This window comes from Pseudomonas sp. GM30, from assembly GCF_000282275.2.
Lineage (GTDB): Bacteria > Pseudomonadota > Gammaproteobacteria > Pseudomonadales > Pseudomonadaceae > Aquipseudomonas.
The window spans coordinates 168,069-183,074 of record NZ_AKJP02000030.1 but is presented as its reverse complement, the minus strand read 5'-3'; the positions used below and the strand labels follow the sequence as shown (position 1 = coordinate 183,074).

The window sequence follows — 15,006 nt, the reverse complement described above, 5'->3', positions numbered from 1 at the left end:
ACGGCAGCTGAGGGCGCATAGGCAAAACCGTCTGACGGCCTCTATGATGGGGGCCATGACGACTCTTGCGCCTCCTGCGCCTTTGCGCTCACCCTGCCCGCCCGGCGCCTGCGATTGCGGGCGCGACGCGTTGCTGGAAGCGCCGGGCACGGATCTGCGCATTCTGCGCCTGACCCGCGAGCAGGAAAAAATCCTCCTCGCCCGTCTGGAACAACTCAAAGACCTCGCGGATTTGCGGCATCTGCAACAGCGCATGCACGAGCAATTGGGCCTGCGCGTGGAAATCGCTCCGGGGTTTCATGAGGTGCGCAGCATGCTCGGCATCGAGATTCAGATCGAAGACCTGCCGGGGCTGTGCCGCAAGACACGCAAGTCGATCCCGGCGGCCATTCGCCGGGGGCTGAACAACCATCCAGAAATCGCTTTCGAACTACTCAACGCCCACGACTTGCTGCGCGACACCTGATCATCTCTTCATGCCAACCCGCTTGCGCATCTCTGCGGTGATGCTCTGGCGGGTTTTCTTCAGGTCGGCCCACGGCTCGTCGCCGACCTCGTTCAGACGCTCATGGACATTGCTGATGTTCCACTGATTGCCGCCCTTGATCTCGGCCACCTCTTCACGAAACAGCGGTACTGACACTGGCAGTCCCTCACGGGTGCGCGCCGCATAGGCACAAATGGTGGTGGCGCCCAGACCGTTGCGCAGGTAATCGATAAAGATCCGCCCGACACGGTTTTTCGGCCCGGACACCGCGGAAAAGCGTTCCGGCAACAGCTTGGCCATATGGCTGACGATCGCATGGCTGAAGTCCTTGACCTCGTCCCAGCCATGCTTGCGGGTCAACGGCACCACCAGGTGAATACCCTTGCCGCCACTGGTCTTGAGAAAGGCTTTGAGCCCCAGTTCATCCAGCACTGTCAGCGTCAGCGCGGTGGCTTCGACCATGCTTTTCCACGGCAGCGCAGGGTCCGGGTCAAGGTCGAGGACGAAACGGTCAGGCTTGTCCAGATCGACCGTGGTGGCGTTCCAGGTGTGCAATTCGACCGTGCTCATCTGCACTGCGCCGATCAAGGCTTCAGCGTTGTTGATCAGCATCACCGGTTGGCCGGTGACGTCCTTGTCCAGCGTGGTGATGCCGGGAATCGCCAGGCGCTCGGCGTTTTTCTGGAAAAACAGTTCGCCGGCGATGCCATCCGGTGCCCGCACCAGTGCGACCGGGCGATCCTTGAGCTGCGGCAGAATCCACTCGGCGACGCTGGCGTAATACTCGGCCAATTGCATCTTGGTGGTGCCGCTGACCGCATCGATCACCCGGTCGGGGTGGGTGATGCGCACTTTGCCGCTGGCGAGACCCAGCTGGGACGGCGCCGCTTCGGCTTTCTTCGGCTCAGTGGCTTTCTTTGATTCTGCTGTTTTCTTCGACGAGGCAGCTTTTTTCGACGGGGTGGCTTTCGCTGAAGTCTTCACGGGTTTCGCGCGCTCCTCGGTAATCGACCTGGCCGGTTTGTCATTGCGCAGACCATGGAATACGGCGTGACGTACCGAGCCATCCTTGGTCATTTCGGCGAACGCCACTTCTGCCAACAGATTCGGTTTGAGCCAGTGCACGCCTTTGGCCTCGAAGCCGCTCGGCGGATTGACCACCGCCGCCTTCTTGACCTGCAACGGCTTGAGCTGGGCCAGGATGCTTTTCAGTGTGGTTTCGTTGAAACCGGTGCCGACCTTGCCGGCATAGCGCAACTCGCCACTGTCGCGATCGTGCAGACCCAACAACAACGCGCCGAAGGCACTGCGCGCGCCTTTCGGATCGGTATAGCCGACGACCACGAATTCCTGCCGATGCTTGCACTTGAGCTTGATCCAGTCGCTGCTGCGCCGCGACACGTAAGGTGAGCCGAGACGTTTGCCGATCAACCCTTCCATCTGCATCTGGCAGGCGCTGTTGAGCAGTGCGTCCGCGGTTTCATCGAAGGCTTCGGAGAAGCGCAGCGACGGCTGCTCATGCCCGCCGAGTACCGTGGACAACGCCGCGCGACGCTCCTCGACCGGCACTTCGCGCAGGTCGACGCCGTTGAGATACGGCATGTCGAACAGGTAGTACATGATGCTGGCGCTGCGCCCGGCTTCGAAAGCGTTTTGCAGCGCCTGAAAGTCCGGTACACCCTGCTCGTTGGTGACCACCACTTCGCCGTCCAGCCATGCCGATTCCAGTCCCAACTCGGCCAGGGCTTGCGCCTGTTGCGGCAGCTTGTGTGTCCAGTCGTGACCGTTGCGGGTGAACAGTTGCACCTGATCGTGATCGATGCGCGCCAGGATCCGGTAGCCATCGAACTTGATCTCGTAGCTCCACTGCCCTTCCGGTGCGCTGTCGACCAGCGTCGCCAGTTCCGGCTTGAGCTGCGCCGGCAGTTTGGCCTTGCGCGCACCGGTGAGCGTCCCGGACGCCGCTTTGCGCGGTTTGGCCGGGGCCTTTTTCACCGGCTTGACTTGCTCGGCGGCGAGCTTGGGTTTGCTGATCAGGGTGCGTTCGCTGAGCACGCTGTGCGGCTCCGCGCTGAGCACATCGTAGTCGTCTTGCGGGCGCGCGGCGCTGTCCTGATGTTTGATCAGAAACCAGTTTTCCTTCTTGCCCGGCATGTGCGTGCGCACCAGATTCCACATCCCGGAGAGCTTTTCGCCTTGCAGCTCGAACTTGAGTTTGCCCTTGGCGTAAGCCTTGGCCGGATCCTCTTGCGGAATCCACACGCCACGATCCCAGACGATCACATCGCCGGCGCCGTAGTGACCTTCAGGAATGCTGCCCTCGAACGTCGCGTAATCCAGCGGATGGTCTTCGACATGCACCGCCAGGCGTTTGACCTTGGGGTCGAGCGACGGCCCCTTGGGCACCGCCCAGCTTTTCAGCGCACCATCGAGTTCGAGGCGAAAGTCGTAATGCAGGTGCGAAGCGTCGTGCTTCTGGATGCAAAACTGCAGCGCATGCTCAGTGGCCTTGCTGCGGCCACGGCGCCTGACCGCGGCGGGTTCCGACGTCGCGGAAAAGTCACGCATGCGGTTGTAGTCGTCAAGGTTCCTGGTCATGGCGCACCTGCCTTGTGTCAGCCAATGCGGGTCACGGTCAGCGCGACCACGGCGATCCGGTCCACGCGCTGGTAACCGGGGTTCAACAACTCTTCACCGAACACGTCGGGATCCAGTTCGCGATAGGTCCAGCCGAATCGCGTCGAATCCAGGCGCGGCACCACGGTGTCGAAAAACGGATCGCGGCCATCGACCATCGCCACGCCGGTGTAGAGCAGCAACGAGCCACCGGGCGCCAGCCGATTGAGCGCCTGCTCGACGATGCGCAGCGACAGCCCGGCGCCGAGCGAGCCACCGCCATGCCGATAGGCACGCCCGGCCGGATCAGCCATATACGGCGGGTTAGCGACAATCAGGTCGAAGTTGCCTTCGGTGCCCTGCAGTACATCACTGGCCTGCACCTCGACATTGGCAACCTCGGCCAATGCCGCATTGATCGCGGTCAGGCGCAGCGCGGCGGGATTGATGTCCACCGCCAGCACCTGCGCTTCACGCCGTGCGCGGGCAATCAGAATCGCGCCAACGCCGGCACCGCAACCGATATCCACCGCGCGCTGAATCGGCGCAAAGCTTTGTTGCAGATGCGCGTGAATCAGTTGCGCAAAACGGTAGGTGTCCGGGCCGAAAAACACCGAATCGGCGGCATCGGTGGGAAAGCCGGAATGCACGAACAACAAGTCATCCAGGCTCGACCAGCGCACCCGGCTCTTCAAGCGGCCGTCGTAGACGTCAATCACTTGGGCCTCCTGCAATTGCCGCTGTTCATCGGCGGACAGTAACCCCGGTTCAAACGGGCGCGACCAGCCGAACACGTCGCGCAGGGTATCGGCCACCTGCCCTTCGTCACGCTGATTGACCCGCTGATGGGTCAGGGGCGTCGGCGTGATGAAACGGTAGCCGTCGGCCTGCAAGCGCCGGCCGAGCTGCAGCAGCGTCAGGTCATCGGCGGACAGTTGTTCTTCCTGATTCATGGAGATTTCCTTAGCGCAGACTGGATTTGAGTTCGATGAAGCGACGTGTCGCCAGCAGCCCCGCCGGGTGAGCATGGCGGGCCGGTGCCAGCCACGGGATCAACGTGGCCATTTGCGCGTGTCCGTCCTGACCTTGCAGCGCTGATGTCAGGCGCTGCACATCGGGATCGTGTTCGGGCACGGCGGCGTCCGGGGTGGCGACCTGACGGCTGCGACGTGGTGCTTTGCGTTGCTCGGCCGGTGTCCAGTCACCCGCGATCCAGTCGTGCAGCAGCTGCTTTTCATAGGGGCTGAACACGCCGAACATTGCCGCGCCGTCGCCGTCGATCAACTGCCAGAAACGGCTGGCCTGCGGATCTTCGTTGCGTTTGATCCAGCCCTTGTCTTGCATTGCCTGCAGGAAACCAGGCAATTGTTCGGGAGTGGCCAGCCACTGATTGACGGTTTTGCCTTCGAAGCGGCAGTAGTCGGAGTGCATGTGCTGACCGAACGGGCGCTTGCGTTCGAGCATCGCCAGCACTTCCTGCTCTAGGTTGAAACCTTCGATGATCGCGCGGCTGCCCTGCCCCAGGTCGTTGAGTCGATAGCCTAGCGATACCCGGCGCAGAAATTCGTCGCGATCAGCTTCCAGCGGCAGCAGGTCGAGCACCGACTGGACGGCTTTTTGCGCATGGCCGGTGCTGGCATTATCGATGGTCACATGCAAGGTGAAGTAGTACGGATCGATGCCCAACTCGCTGAGTTCATAGGCACTGATCAGCAAGTGCAGCGGCAATTGTTCGTAGCCGAGGTTGTAGCCAATCACCTCCGGCAACAAGCTTTCGCCACAGGCGCCGAGCGCCAGTTGCAGCGCGCCTTGCAGATAGCGCTCGTCAGCGATGGTGCTGGCGTCCTGCAGGCCGTGTTCGGCGAGCAATTTGCGGTAGATCACCACGTGGTTTTGCGCCGGATTACCGTCGCCCAGTTCTTCCAGATAAGTACACAGCAACCCATCGAAACGCGGGTCGCGCCATTGCGACAACAAGCCGTACAGCCACGCGCCATCGACCAGTTTGGTCGGTGCCACAGCCTGCAGAAAGTACAGCGCATGGGCTTTGTTGCTGAAGAACTGACGCGGTCCGCCGGCCTGACGCTGTTGCAGGTAATCGGCGTACTGGCGGGCAACTTCCGTGCAGTGCCCGGCGACCCAGTTTTGCCACGCCGACGGATCCTGCGGAAGTTCTTCGGGCAACAGCGCGGCACGTTGCAACTGCTCGGCGAGAAAATCCAGCGCGAGGGTTTCAGGCGCATCCTCAAGCAACAGTGCCTCATAAATACGCCGCAGGTCACCGTCGGCAGTGATGGGCTGTTGCCGCGCGCTCGGCGCATGCAGAGGGGTCAGGGCAGTCATGTCAGTGTTCTCGTTCGGTTGGCCGGTCAGGGCGTTGTTTCACGCCTCTACATCAGCAGAGCAACCGCTACGGAGAAAAATTCAATCGACATGAAAATTGCCCTGACGGACGGAGCATCGCGGTCCCGGCACGGGCTGCCCGAGACCGCGATTTTTGACGTTGCTTCAGGCCTGACCTTTGGCCTGAGCCTCCAGATGCACCTGCAACTGCGGGTCGATCTGCAGCGCGGCAGCCAGTTCATCCAGGTAGTTGCGTTCGGCGTCCTGCTGGTCGTCGACCAGGATCACGCTGACCAGGTACATTTCGGCGGCCATGGCCGGGTCGCCGTGGGCGGCTTGGGCGACTTCATCAGCGACCAGTGGTTTCGCAACTTCAGTGTCAAACCACTGCTGCAATTGCGGATCGTCGGTGTGTTTGCTGATTTCACCATTGATCATCTGCCGTTCCCGGTCATCGATCTCACCATCAGCCTTGGCCGCCGCGATCAGCGCCCGCAGCACAGCATGACTGTGTTCCTCGACTTCGGGCCCGGCGAGCAGATTGGCCGTTTGCGGGATCTGTTGTGGCGCCGCCGAGGCCTGACTACGTTGCCAGGCCTGATACGCCTGGAACGCCATCATTCCCAATGAGGCCAGCGCCGCATAATTGGTGCCGCCGGAACGACTTTGTGTTCCGCCGCCACCGAGTGCCCCACCCAGCGCGCCGCCCAAGCCACCACCGCTACTGCCGCCGAGCAGGCCACCGAGCAAACCGCCCAAACCGCCCAGCCCTCCGGACTGCACCGCACTGCCGCCGGGGCCTGCACCGCCACCCAACAGACCGCCTAGCAAACCGCCCAATCCACCCAGCCCAGCGCCGGCCGAACCAGCACCTTGTTGTCCCGCCGAGGCCTGACCCCGTAGCAGTTGTTCAAGCAAATCGCTGGTGTTCATGATCTCGTCCTCAGCCATTGGCAATAAATGCGTCAGGCAACAATAGACCGCCAACGCCGGCGCGCCAGCACCGTTTGGCTGACGCTGGCAGATTTCGCCGAGGTATTTTTTGTGCGGGCAGCTAAGATTCAAAGGTGGTGAACCTTAACCCGGCCAAACCGGTCGATAGCTGCAACCCCGACCCGGTTTGCCGGCGCCCTTTGCCCGAGGGTGATACCCGGCATGCTTCATTTTTCTGGAGAACGCCCCTGTGATATCGACCGTACACATCGCCAGGCTCAAAGCATGGGGCGCCCATGGTTTTACCGCGACCGGCGTGGTCACAGCCTTTCTGGCGACCCTCGCCCTGCTGGAGAACCAGCCGACCCACTGCCTGATGTGGCTGGGCGTGGCGCTAATCGTCGACGGTCTCGACGGCGCACTGGCGCGCAAGGTCAATGTGCAGTCGGTACTGCCGAGTTTCGACGGTTCGATCCTCGATCTGGTCATCGACTATCTGACCTACGTGTTCATCCCGGCGCTGTTCATCTATCGCTACATTCCCCTGCCCGACTACACCCTGCTGCTGAGCGTGTCGCTGATTCTGGTGTCGTCGCTGTTCTGTTTCTGCAACGTCAACATGAAGAGCAAGGACAACTACTTCGTCGGCTTCCCCGCCGCGTGGAACGTGGTTGCCCTGTGCCTGTACATCATCGATCCAGGGCCGTGGATCACCTTTTTGACCATTATCGGTCTGGCGCTGCTGACCGTGACCCGCATGAAGTTCCTGCACCCGTTCCGCGTACGCCGGTTCATGCCGATCAACATCGCGGTGACGGCAATCTGGCTGCTGTGCAGCCTGTCGCTGGTACTCAATCACCCGGTGATCAATCCGCTGGTGATGGGTTTGTGGTTGCTGGCGTCGGCGTACTTTCTGGGGATCTGCATCTGGCGTACGGCGCAGGAGTGGTTTGATCGGTCGCACCTGAAATAGCGCCAGACCTGCCAACCCCCCTTCCCCTGTAGGAGTGAGCCTGCTCGCGATAGTCCTGGTCAGTTCATAATGTGCTCGACTGTGAAACGACTATCGCCAGCAACGCCTCCAGAAATTCAATCACGCGTGATCCACACTTCCCTGCCCCTGTAACCTGTCAACTCTGACAGTTCACACCTTCTGATTTTGCGCGCAGCCTCATAACTCCTTGCCGGTTAACCTTGCGCAGGCGCACTACTCAAAGGAGTGAAAATCATGGATCAACCATTTCTCATGCCGATCGAAAATGTTTCTTCAATTACTGGCAGAGGAATTACGGTGACCGGTCGAATTGAACGAGGCCGTATCAAAGTTAATGAAGAGATAGAGATCGTAGGCTTAAGTGCAACTAAAAAAACTGTCTGTGTCGGGATCGAACTGTTCAGCAAATTGCTTGATGAAGGGAATGCCGGCGACAACGTAGGCATATTACTGCGTGGAATCAATCGTGAAGATGTTGTACGCGGCCAGGTCTTGGCCAAACCTGGAACGATTCAGGCGCACAAAACATTCAGCGCAAAAATTTATGTGCTGACCAAGGATGTGGGTGGTCGCGATACACCGTTCTATAGGGGTTATCGCCCTCGGTTCTATTTCCGTACGGCTGATGTAACCGGATCGATCGAATTGCCTGATGGCGTCGAAATGGTAATGCCGGGGGACAATGTGACACTCAACGTTGCACTGACCGAGCCAATCGCAATGGAGCAAGGTCTGCGTTTCGCGATCCATGAAGGCGGGCGAACAGTCGGCTCGGGCGTAGTGACCGAAATCATAGAGTGAAACGTTTTCTGCAGGCTTGCGCCTGTTCTCGATGGCGGTGTATCAGCAGAGCAATATTCGGCTGCCGCACCGCCTTCGCGAGCAAGCTCGCTCCCACAGGGTTTGGCGGTGTTCCGCCATTCAGCGTTTGCTGATGACCACCTCCAGATACTCGCTCGGCACCACCAGCGACTTCTCTCCCACGCGGTTCGAGCGGGTCAGCAGATCCGCCAGATCACTCTCCAGCGCCTGCGCGCTTTCCGGTGGCAATGCCGCAAAGGCCTTGTGCACCGGCCCGTACCAATGGCGGAAAATGTCGATGAAATGCGCCGCCGAGCGATAGCGAAAATTGAAGGTGCGGCGGGTGACCTGCAGCAGAAACTCGCGCTCATTGAAGTGGCTGTGCAACCACGCTTCAGTGCCCCAGTTCGACGGCGGCTGGGCCACGGCGGGGGGCGGGACGTGGCGTCCGAGAACCTTGAACATCTGGCCGACGAAGCCTTCCGGTGTCCAGTTCGCCAGACCGATGCGCCCGCCCCTTCGGCAGACCCGCGCCAGTTCTGCAGCTGCAGTGGCCTGATCCGGGGCGAACATCACGCCGAAGGTCGACAGCACCACATCGTAACTCTCATCGGCAAACGGCAATGCTTCGGCATCGGCGACCTGAAAAATCACCTCCAGATGCTCGGCCCGCGCCCGATCCTGTCCCCGCTCCAGCAGCGCCGCGACATAGTCGGTCGAGGTCACCTGACAACCACGTCGCGCCGCCGCCAGAGTCGCATTACCGTTACCAGCCGCGACATCCAGCACCTCCTCGTCGCAGTGCAGGTCGCAGGCCTCGGCGAGGTTTTCGCCGACGATCTGCAAGGTGGTACCGATCACCGCGTAATCGCCGCTGGCCCACGCGACTTTCTGGCGCTCTTTCAGACCCGTCAGATCAATGGGGGTACTCATCAATCGTGCTCCGCAGCAGGTTGGAGGGCTTCACTCGGCCGTGGTCGGGTCAATGACCGTCATCACCCGCGCCACACTGTTGGCCGGGAATCCACCCAGCCTGGCGTGCTCGCGCACCTGCTCTTCGTCAGGGGCGATGTAGACGCAATAGATTTTGTCGGCGGTGACGTAACTCTGCAGCCACTGCACCTGTGGCCCGAGTTCACGCAACACCTGGCAGGAGGTTTGCGATACGGCTTGAAGTTCTTGCGGCGACAGCTTTCCGGCCCCTGGAATCTCGCGTTCAATCACGAATTTCGGCATGGCAACCTCGCGTTCTTTTTATCAGTGACAGGGCCGGCAGTGGCCCTGCTCATCCACTATCGCGCCGAGGGTCGATGGCGTCCCTGCCAATCGTCCGAAGAGCCCGGAAAACCGCGGCCTGGCCGATGAGTGGCGATTTTTTGTAAAGGCCTCGAGACACTCCGAGATTGCCATTGCATGGGGCAATCGGCTTTTATGCCTTCCCGTGTTCCGTGAATGGATTCCATCATGTCCCTGCGTCTTGAATGGCTCGTCGATCACCCACAGCACAGCGACACTTACGCTGCGTGGATTCACCGCCAGTTCGCCTACGAATATGCCGAGCAACCCTTGGCCGAATGGCAACGCGAGTTCGCTGCCGGCCAGAGCAATGGCGACTGGTCATGCCTGATTGCGCTGGACGGCGAACGTCTGCTCGGCGGTGCGGCACTGGCCCGGGCGGACCTGGCCCTGCGTCCGGATCTCGGCCCGTGGCTGGCATGTGTGTTTGTCCGCCCGGAAGCTCGCGGCCAAGGGCTGGCAGAACGGTTGATCGACGGCATCAGCCAGGCGGCGAAACAGCGTGGCTTCGCACGTTTCTATCTGCACACCCAGAGCAAGCAGGACTATTACGCCAAACGCGGCTGGACAGTGCTGGAGCGCTTTCACGCGTGGGACAACGAGCAATGGCTCATGGTGCGCGACCTGTGAGCCATTGATGTGTGCGGCGGTGACTGTCGATGCATCTGAGCACTCAGTTCTGGTTGTTGCAGCCGTCGGCGAATTTGCGGTAATCCAGCACCTGGGTTTTTCCGGCCGAATCCAGGTACGTCATGCGCGCATCGACAACGCCGCAGGTCACCGCGTTGTCCTCGGTCATCGACAGCACTTTCTGAATGTCCAGGTGCGTGCCGTAGGTGTAGGTGTGCGGGCTGACATCGGCTTCGGCCCGGGCCGACAGGGTGCAGATGTTCAGGGCGGCGAACAGGCAGGCGGCGACAACGGTTTTGTGCGTCATGGTGGTTTCCTCAAGGCTTGTATGGGTTGAGCCGAGGCAAGCTGTGCAGGCCTCGATGGAGCCTATTTGAGGCGCGTGAGGTATCGCGTCTATGTCAGGAAACGCCCGTTATCAATCGCTGTGTATCCCCGCCGCCCGGAGATACACAGCGATACAAAACCCTGAAAAAATCGCGTTTTTGCATGTGTGTGTGTATCCGCCATTACGCCAGATACACTGCAATACAAACCCGGGCAGGCAAGCCGGCGCAGGCTCGATAGACTGCACGGCATTGCCCTTTGATAGAGGTTCTGCACCGATGGAACATGTCGATCACATTCTCATCGTCGACGACGACCGCGAGATCCGCGAGCTGGTCGGCAATTACCTGAAGAAGAACGGCCTGCGCACCACCGTGGTCGCCGATGGTCGGCAGATGCGCAGTTTTCTCGAAGCCAACACCGTCGACCTGATTGTGCTCGACATCATGATGCCCGGCGACGATGGCCTGCAGCTGTGCCGCGAATTGCGCGTGGGCAAACACAAGGCCACGCCGGTGCTGATGCTCACGGCGCGCAACGATGAAACCGACCGCATCATCGGCCTGGAAATGGGCGCCGACGATTACCTGACCAAGCCGTTCGCCGCCCGTGAATTGCTGGCGCGAATCAACGCCGTGCTGCGGCGCACACGGATGCTGCCGCCGAATCTGGTGGTCAGCGAAAGCGGCCGCTTGCTGGCCTTCGGCCGTTGGCAACTGGACACCTCGGCCCGGCATCTGCTGGACAAGGACGGCACGCTGGTCGCCCTCAGTGGCGCCGAATATCGTTTGCTGCGGGTGTTTCTCGATCATCCGCAGCGGGTGCTCAGCCGTGATCAATTGCTCAACCTGACCCAGGGCCGCGAGGCCGATCTGTTCGACCGTTCGATTGATCTGCTGGTCAGCCGTTTGCGCCAGCGCCTGCTCGATGATGCGCGTGAACCGGCCTACATCAAGACCGTGCGCAGCGAGGGTTATGTGTTCTCGCTGCCGGTGGAGATCCTCGGAGCCTCGGCATGAGTCTCAAGCTGCATTGGCCACGCACCCTGGCTTCGCGGTTGTCGCTGATCTTTCTGGTCGGACTGATCCTGGCCCAGGCCCTGTCGTTTGGCGCGCAGTATTACGAGCGTTTCCAAAGCGCCAGAAGCACCATGCTCAGCAATATGCAAAACGACGTTTCGACGTCGGTTGCGATCCTTGACCGCTTGCCCGCGCAGGAGCGCCCCGCCTGGCTGCCACGACTGGCTCGCACCAATTACGATTATCGGTTGGACAACGGCGACCCCGGCGACCCCCTCGACGCCGAGGAGGTCCCGGTGGCCGCGACCTCGATCAGCAGTGCGATCGGTGGCGCCCATCCGCTGTCCTTCAGCCGTTTTCCCGCGGAGAAAAAACACTTCCAGGCCCATTTGCGCCTCAGCGACGGCAGCCCGCTGACCATCGATGTGCGTCCGGCCATGCCGCCGCTGTCGCCGTGGCTGCCGGGGGTACTGCTCGGGCAACTGGCGCTGTTGATCGCCTGCACCTGGCTGGCGGTGCGCATCGCGATCCGCCCCCTCGCGCGGCTCGCCAACGCCGTGGAAAGCCTCGACCCCAACGCACACCCGGTAATGCTCGACGAACGCGGTCCGACCGAAGTGGCCTACGCCGCACGGGCCTTCAACGCGATGCAGGCGCGCATCGCTGCATACCTGAAGGAGCGCATGCAACTGCTGGCAGCGATTTCCCATGACCTGCAAACCCCGATCACCCGCATGAAGCTGCGCGCAGAGCTCATGGACGACTCGGTCGAGAAAGACAAACTGTGGAATGACCTCGGCGAGATGGAACATCTGGTGCGCGAGGGCGTAGCGTATGCCCGCAGCATCCACGGCTCGACCGAGGAAAGCCGGCGCATCGACCTCGACTCGTTCCTCGACAGCCTGGTGTTCGACTATCAGGACATGGGCCAGGACGTGCAACTGAGCGGCAAGAGCGTGGCGGTGATCGATACCCGTCCCCAGGCCCTGCGCCGGGTGCTGGTGAACCTGACCGACAACGCACTGAAATTCGCCGGTGCCGCGCAGTTGCAGGTCGATATCGACGACGGTCTTTGCATCAAAATCCTCGATCGCGGGCCAGGCATTGCCGAAGCCGAGTTGCAACAGGTCATGCAGCCGTTCTACCGGGTGGAAAACTCGCGCAACCGCAGCACCGGCGGCACCGGCCTGGGCCTGGCCATCGCCCAGCAACTGGCCATGGCCCTCGGTGGCTCGCTGACCCTGAGCAACCGCGAGGGCGGAGGCCTGTGTGCGGAGCTGAAACTGCCACTGCGCTGATCCCCACACTGGAATCTGCATGGGACAAACGCTGCATCTTGTCCCAGCCCGACTAGACTGATTCATTACCCGGTCGAGGGGGAATGCAGGACGACGTCAGCTGTGCCCTGCCCACTTTTGTGACCACCGCCCTGCGGCCCATGCCTCGACAACGTTTTGCCACCGGACGGTGATCCTGTATCAGGAGCACTCGTGATGGACGAAACACGACTCAACGCATTCATGGGCAAACTGGTCAACGACATGGGCGGCGCCGCGATGCTGGCGAACGTCATCGTTGGCGAAGAACTCGGGCTGTACCGGGCGATGGCCGACAGTCAGCCAATCACCCCGCAAGCCCTCGCCGAAAAAACCACCTGCAACCCGCGCCTGGTCCGCGAATGGCTCAGCGCGCATGTCGCGTCCGGCTACATGGAACATCACGATGGCCAGTTTCGTTTGCCGGAAGAACAGGCGCTGGCGCTGGCGGTCGAGGATTCGCCGGTGTACGTCGCCGGCGGGCTCGGCGTGGTGGCCTCGTTTTTCCATGACAAGGACAAACTGGTCAAAGCCATGCGCGGCAACGGCGCCCTGCCCTGGGGCGATCACCATCCGTGCATGTTCAGCGGTACCGAACGCTTCTTTCGTCCCGGCTATAAAGGTCACTTGATCGCGGAATGGCTGCCGGCGCTGGAAGGTGTGGTCGCCAAACTCGAAAAAGGCGCCAAAGTCGCCGACATCGGCTGCGGCCACGGTGCCTCGACGGTGATCATGGCTCAGGCGTTTCCCAACTCGCGCTTCGTCGGCTTCGATTACCACGCGCCGTCGATCACCGTCGCCACCCAGCGCGCCGAAGAAGGAGGCGTCAGCAGCCGGGCGAAATTCTTCCAGAGCAATGCCAAAAGCTACCCCGATGACGACTATGACCTGATCTGTTACTTCGACTGCCTGCACGACATGGGCGACCCGGTCGGCGCCGCCCGGCATGCATTCAAATCATTGAAGGACGACGGCACGGTGCTGCTGGTCGAGCCGTTTGCCAACGACGCGCTGGACGACAACATCACCCCGGTCGGACGCCTGTTTTACGCGGCCTCGACCTTTATCTGCACGCCGAATTCGCTGTCCCAGGAAGTTGGCCTGGGGCTGGGTGCGCAGGCCGGTGAAATGCGTTTGCGCAAGGTGTTTGCCGAGGCCGGGTTCAAGCACTTCCGCCGGGCGACGCAGACGCCGTTCAATCTGATTCTGGAGGCGCGCAAATAAACCACCGTTGGCACCTGTGGCGAGGGAGCTTGCTCCCGTCGGTTTGCGAAGCGACCCTGAAAACAGGCCTGCTGCGCAGTCCAGCGGGAGCAAGCTCCCTCGCCACAGGGTTAATGCTAACCTGCGGGCATCGTCCTCCCCGGAGTGCTGACCATGCTCGACAGCCCGATCCGCGAACACTTCGACACTCTGTACCAGGCCATGGCCGATGGCGGCTTTGTGGTGCTGACTGGCGCGGGCATCAGCACGCCGTCGGGCATCCCGGATTACCGCGACAGTGAGGGTGTACGCCGTGGCCGACAGCCGATGATGTATCAGGAATTTCTCGCCGCTCCGGAATCCCGTCGTCGCTATTGGGCACGGGCCATGCTTGGCTGGCCGCGGGTGCGTCAGGCGCGGCCCAATGCCGCGCATCAGGCACTGGCCGATTTGCAGCGCCGGGGTCTGATCAGCGCCTTGATCACGCAGAACGTCGACACCCTGCACGATCAGGCCGGGAGCCAGGACGTGATCGAATTGCACGGCAGCCTGCACCGGGTGGTGTGCCTGGACTGCGGCCAGCGCAGCGCGCGTGACGACATTCAGCAGCGGATGGTCGAGCAGAATCCCTATCTGGCCGGGGTCGATGCGGTGCAGGCGCCGGACGGCGATACCCTGCTCGATCCGGCCTTCGAAGCGCGTTTTCAGACTCCACAATGCCCCTACTGCGCCGGTGAGCGGATGAAACCGGACGTGGTGTTCTTCGGCGAGAACGTGGCCCAGCCGACAGCAGCGCGGGCCATGGCCGCAGCGGAAAGTGCCGAGGGCTTGCTGGTGGTGGGTTCGTCGCTGATGGCGTATTCGGCGTTTCGTCTGTGCCGGGTGATTGCCGATCGGGGCAAGCCGTTGCTGGCAATCAATCTGGGCAAGACCCGCGCCGATGATCTGCTGGATCTGAAGATCGAGGCGTCATGCGAACAACTGCTGCCGTTGCTGGTGCAACGCCTGACCACCTGAACCCAAAAATCCCCTGTAGGAGCT

14 protein-coding genes and 1 pseudogene are annotated in these 15,006 nt (G+C 61.4%); 8 read left to right on the top strand and 7 right to left on the bottom strand.

Features of this window, described 5'->3' with window-relative positions; all coding sequences use genetic code 11:
• Window positions 1-43 precede the first annotated feature (43 nt).
• Complete coding sequence (locus PMI25_RS24340; protein WP_007962424.1) at window positions 44-466, top strand: hypothetical protein; 423 nt, start codon at window positions 44-46, stop codon at window positions 464-466.
• On the opposite strand, the gene ligD is transcribed toward PMI25_RS24340, so the two are convergent.
• The 4 genes from ligD to PMI25_RS24320 form a co-directional block, all read right to left on the bottom strand.
• Entirely contained in the window at window positions 467-3,085 is a 2,619-nt protein-coding gene (gene ligD, locus PMI25_RS24335; RefSeq protein WP_007962422.1) for a DNA ligase D, read from the bottom strand.
• A 17-nt stretch (window positions 3,086-3,102) separates the two neighbouring features.
• A complete protein-coding gene (locus PMI25_RS24330; protein WP_007962421.1) occupies window positions 3,103-4,056 on the bottom strand; it encodes a methyltransferase in 954 nt (317 codons plus the stop codon).
• Between the two features lie 10 nt (window positions 4,057-4,066).
• Window positions 4,067-5,446 carry an iron-containing redox enzyme family protein gene (locus tag PMI25_RS24325; protein WP_007962420.1) on the bottom strand — a complete coding sequence of 460 codons (1,380 nt, stop codon included), beginning with the start codon at window positions 5,444-5,446 and terminating at the stop codon, window positions 4,067-4,069.
• A gap of 165 nt (window positions 5,447-5,611) precedes the next feature.
• Window positions 5,612-6,379 (bottom strand): tellurite resistance TerB family protein, encoded by a 768-nt coding sequence (locus PMI25_RS24320; protein WP_007962419.1) that lies wholly within the window; start codon window positions 6,377-6,379, stop codon window positions 5,612-5,614.
• Between the two features lie 250 nt (window positions 6,380-6,629).
• Between PMI25_RS24320 and pcsA the strand changes: the two genes are divergently transcribed.
• Together pcsA and PMI25_RS24310 are read left to right on the top strand one after the other, a co-directional pair.
• Entirely contained in the window at window positions 6,630-7,352 is a 723-nt protein-coding gene (gene pcsA / locus PMI25_RS24315; protein ID WP_007962418.1) for a phosphatidylcholine synthase, read from the top strand.
• 246 nt (window positions 7,353-7,598) lie between these two features.
• A pseudogene (locus PMI25_RS24310) lies at window positions 7,599-8,174 on the top strand (EF-Tu/IF-2/RF-3 family GTPase); the annotation flags it as partial.
• A 120-nt stretch (window positions 8,175-8,294) separates the two neighbouring features.
• Here the strand turns inward: PMI25_RS24310 and PMI25_RS24305 are convergent.
• Complete coding sequence (locus tag PMI25_RS24305; protein ID WP_007962416.1) at window positions 8,295-9,107, bottom strand: class I SAM-dependent methyltransferase; 813 nt, start codon at window positions 9,105-9,107, stop codon at window positions 8,295-8,297.
• A gap of 30 nt (window positions 9,108-9,137) precedes the next feature.
• The gene (locus PMI25_RS24300; RefSeq protein ID WP_007962415.1) at window positions 9,138-9,410 is read right to left on the bottom strand and encodes a DUF4242 domain-containing protein; all 273 of its coding nucleotides are present in this window, start codon (window positions 9,408-9,410) and stop codon (window positions 9,138-9,140) included.
• Between the two features lie 228 nt (window positions 9,411-9,638).
• On the opposite strand from PMI25_RS24300, the gene PMI25_RS24295 reads away from it, so the two are divergent.
• Window positions 9,639-10,100, top strand: coding sequence for a GNAT family N-acetyltransferase (locus tag PMI25_RS24295; RefSeq protein ID WP_007962414.1), 462 nt, complete (start codon window positions 9,639-9,641; stop codon window positions 10,098-10,100).
• A 43-nt stretch (window positions 10,101-10,143) separates the two neighbouring features.
• On the opposite strand, the gene PMI25_RS24290 is transcribed toward PMI25_RS24295, so the two are convergent.
• Window positions 10,144-10,407, bottom strand: coding sequence for a DUF2790 domain-containing protein (locus PMI25_RS24290; RefSeq protein WP_007962410.1), 264 nt, complete (start codon window positions 10,405-10,407; stop codon window positions 10,144-10,146).
• 298 nt (window positions 10,408-10,705) lie between these two features.
• Here PMI25_RS24290 and PMI25_RS24285 point away from each other — a divergent pair, with 298 nt between their 5' ends.
• From PMI25_RS24285 to PMI25_RS24270, 4 genes are all read left to right on the top strand, one after another.
• Window positions 10,706-11,446 (top strand): response regulator, encoded by a 741-nt coding sequence (locus PMI25_RS24285; protein ID WP_007962407.1) that lies wholly within the window; start codon window positions 10,706-10,708, stop codon window positions 11,444-11,446.
• The gene (locus tag PMI25_RS24280) at window positions 11,443-12,744 is read left to right on the top strand and encodes an ATP-binding protein (protein ID WP_007962405.1); all 1,302 of its coding nucleotides are present in this window, start codon (window positions 11,443-11,445) and stop codon (window positions 12,742-12,744) included. Before PMI25_RS24285 ends, PMI25_RS24280 begins: the two co-directional genes overlap by 4 nt.
• Before the next feature lie 195 nt (window positions 12,745-12,939).
• Window positions 12,940-13,986: a class I SAM-dependent methyltransferase gene (locus PMI25_RS24275; protein WP_007962403.1), complete on the top strand. Its 1,047-nt coding sequence runs from the start codon at window positions 12,940-12,942 to the stop codon at window positions 13,984-13,986.
• Window positions 13,987-14,139: 153 nt separating this feature from the next.
• Complete coding sequence (locus PMI25_RS24270) at window positions 14,140-14,982, top strand: NAD-dependent protein deacetylase (protein WP_007962402.1); 843 nt, start codon at window positions 14,140-14,142, stop codon at window positions 14,980-14,982.
• Window positions 14,983-15,006 lie beyond the last annotated feature (24 nt).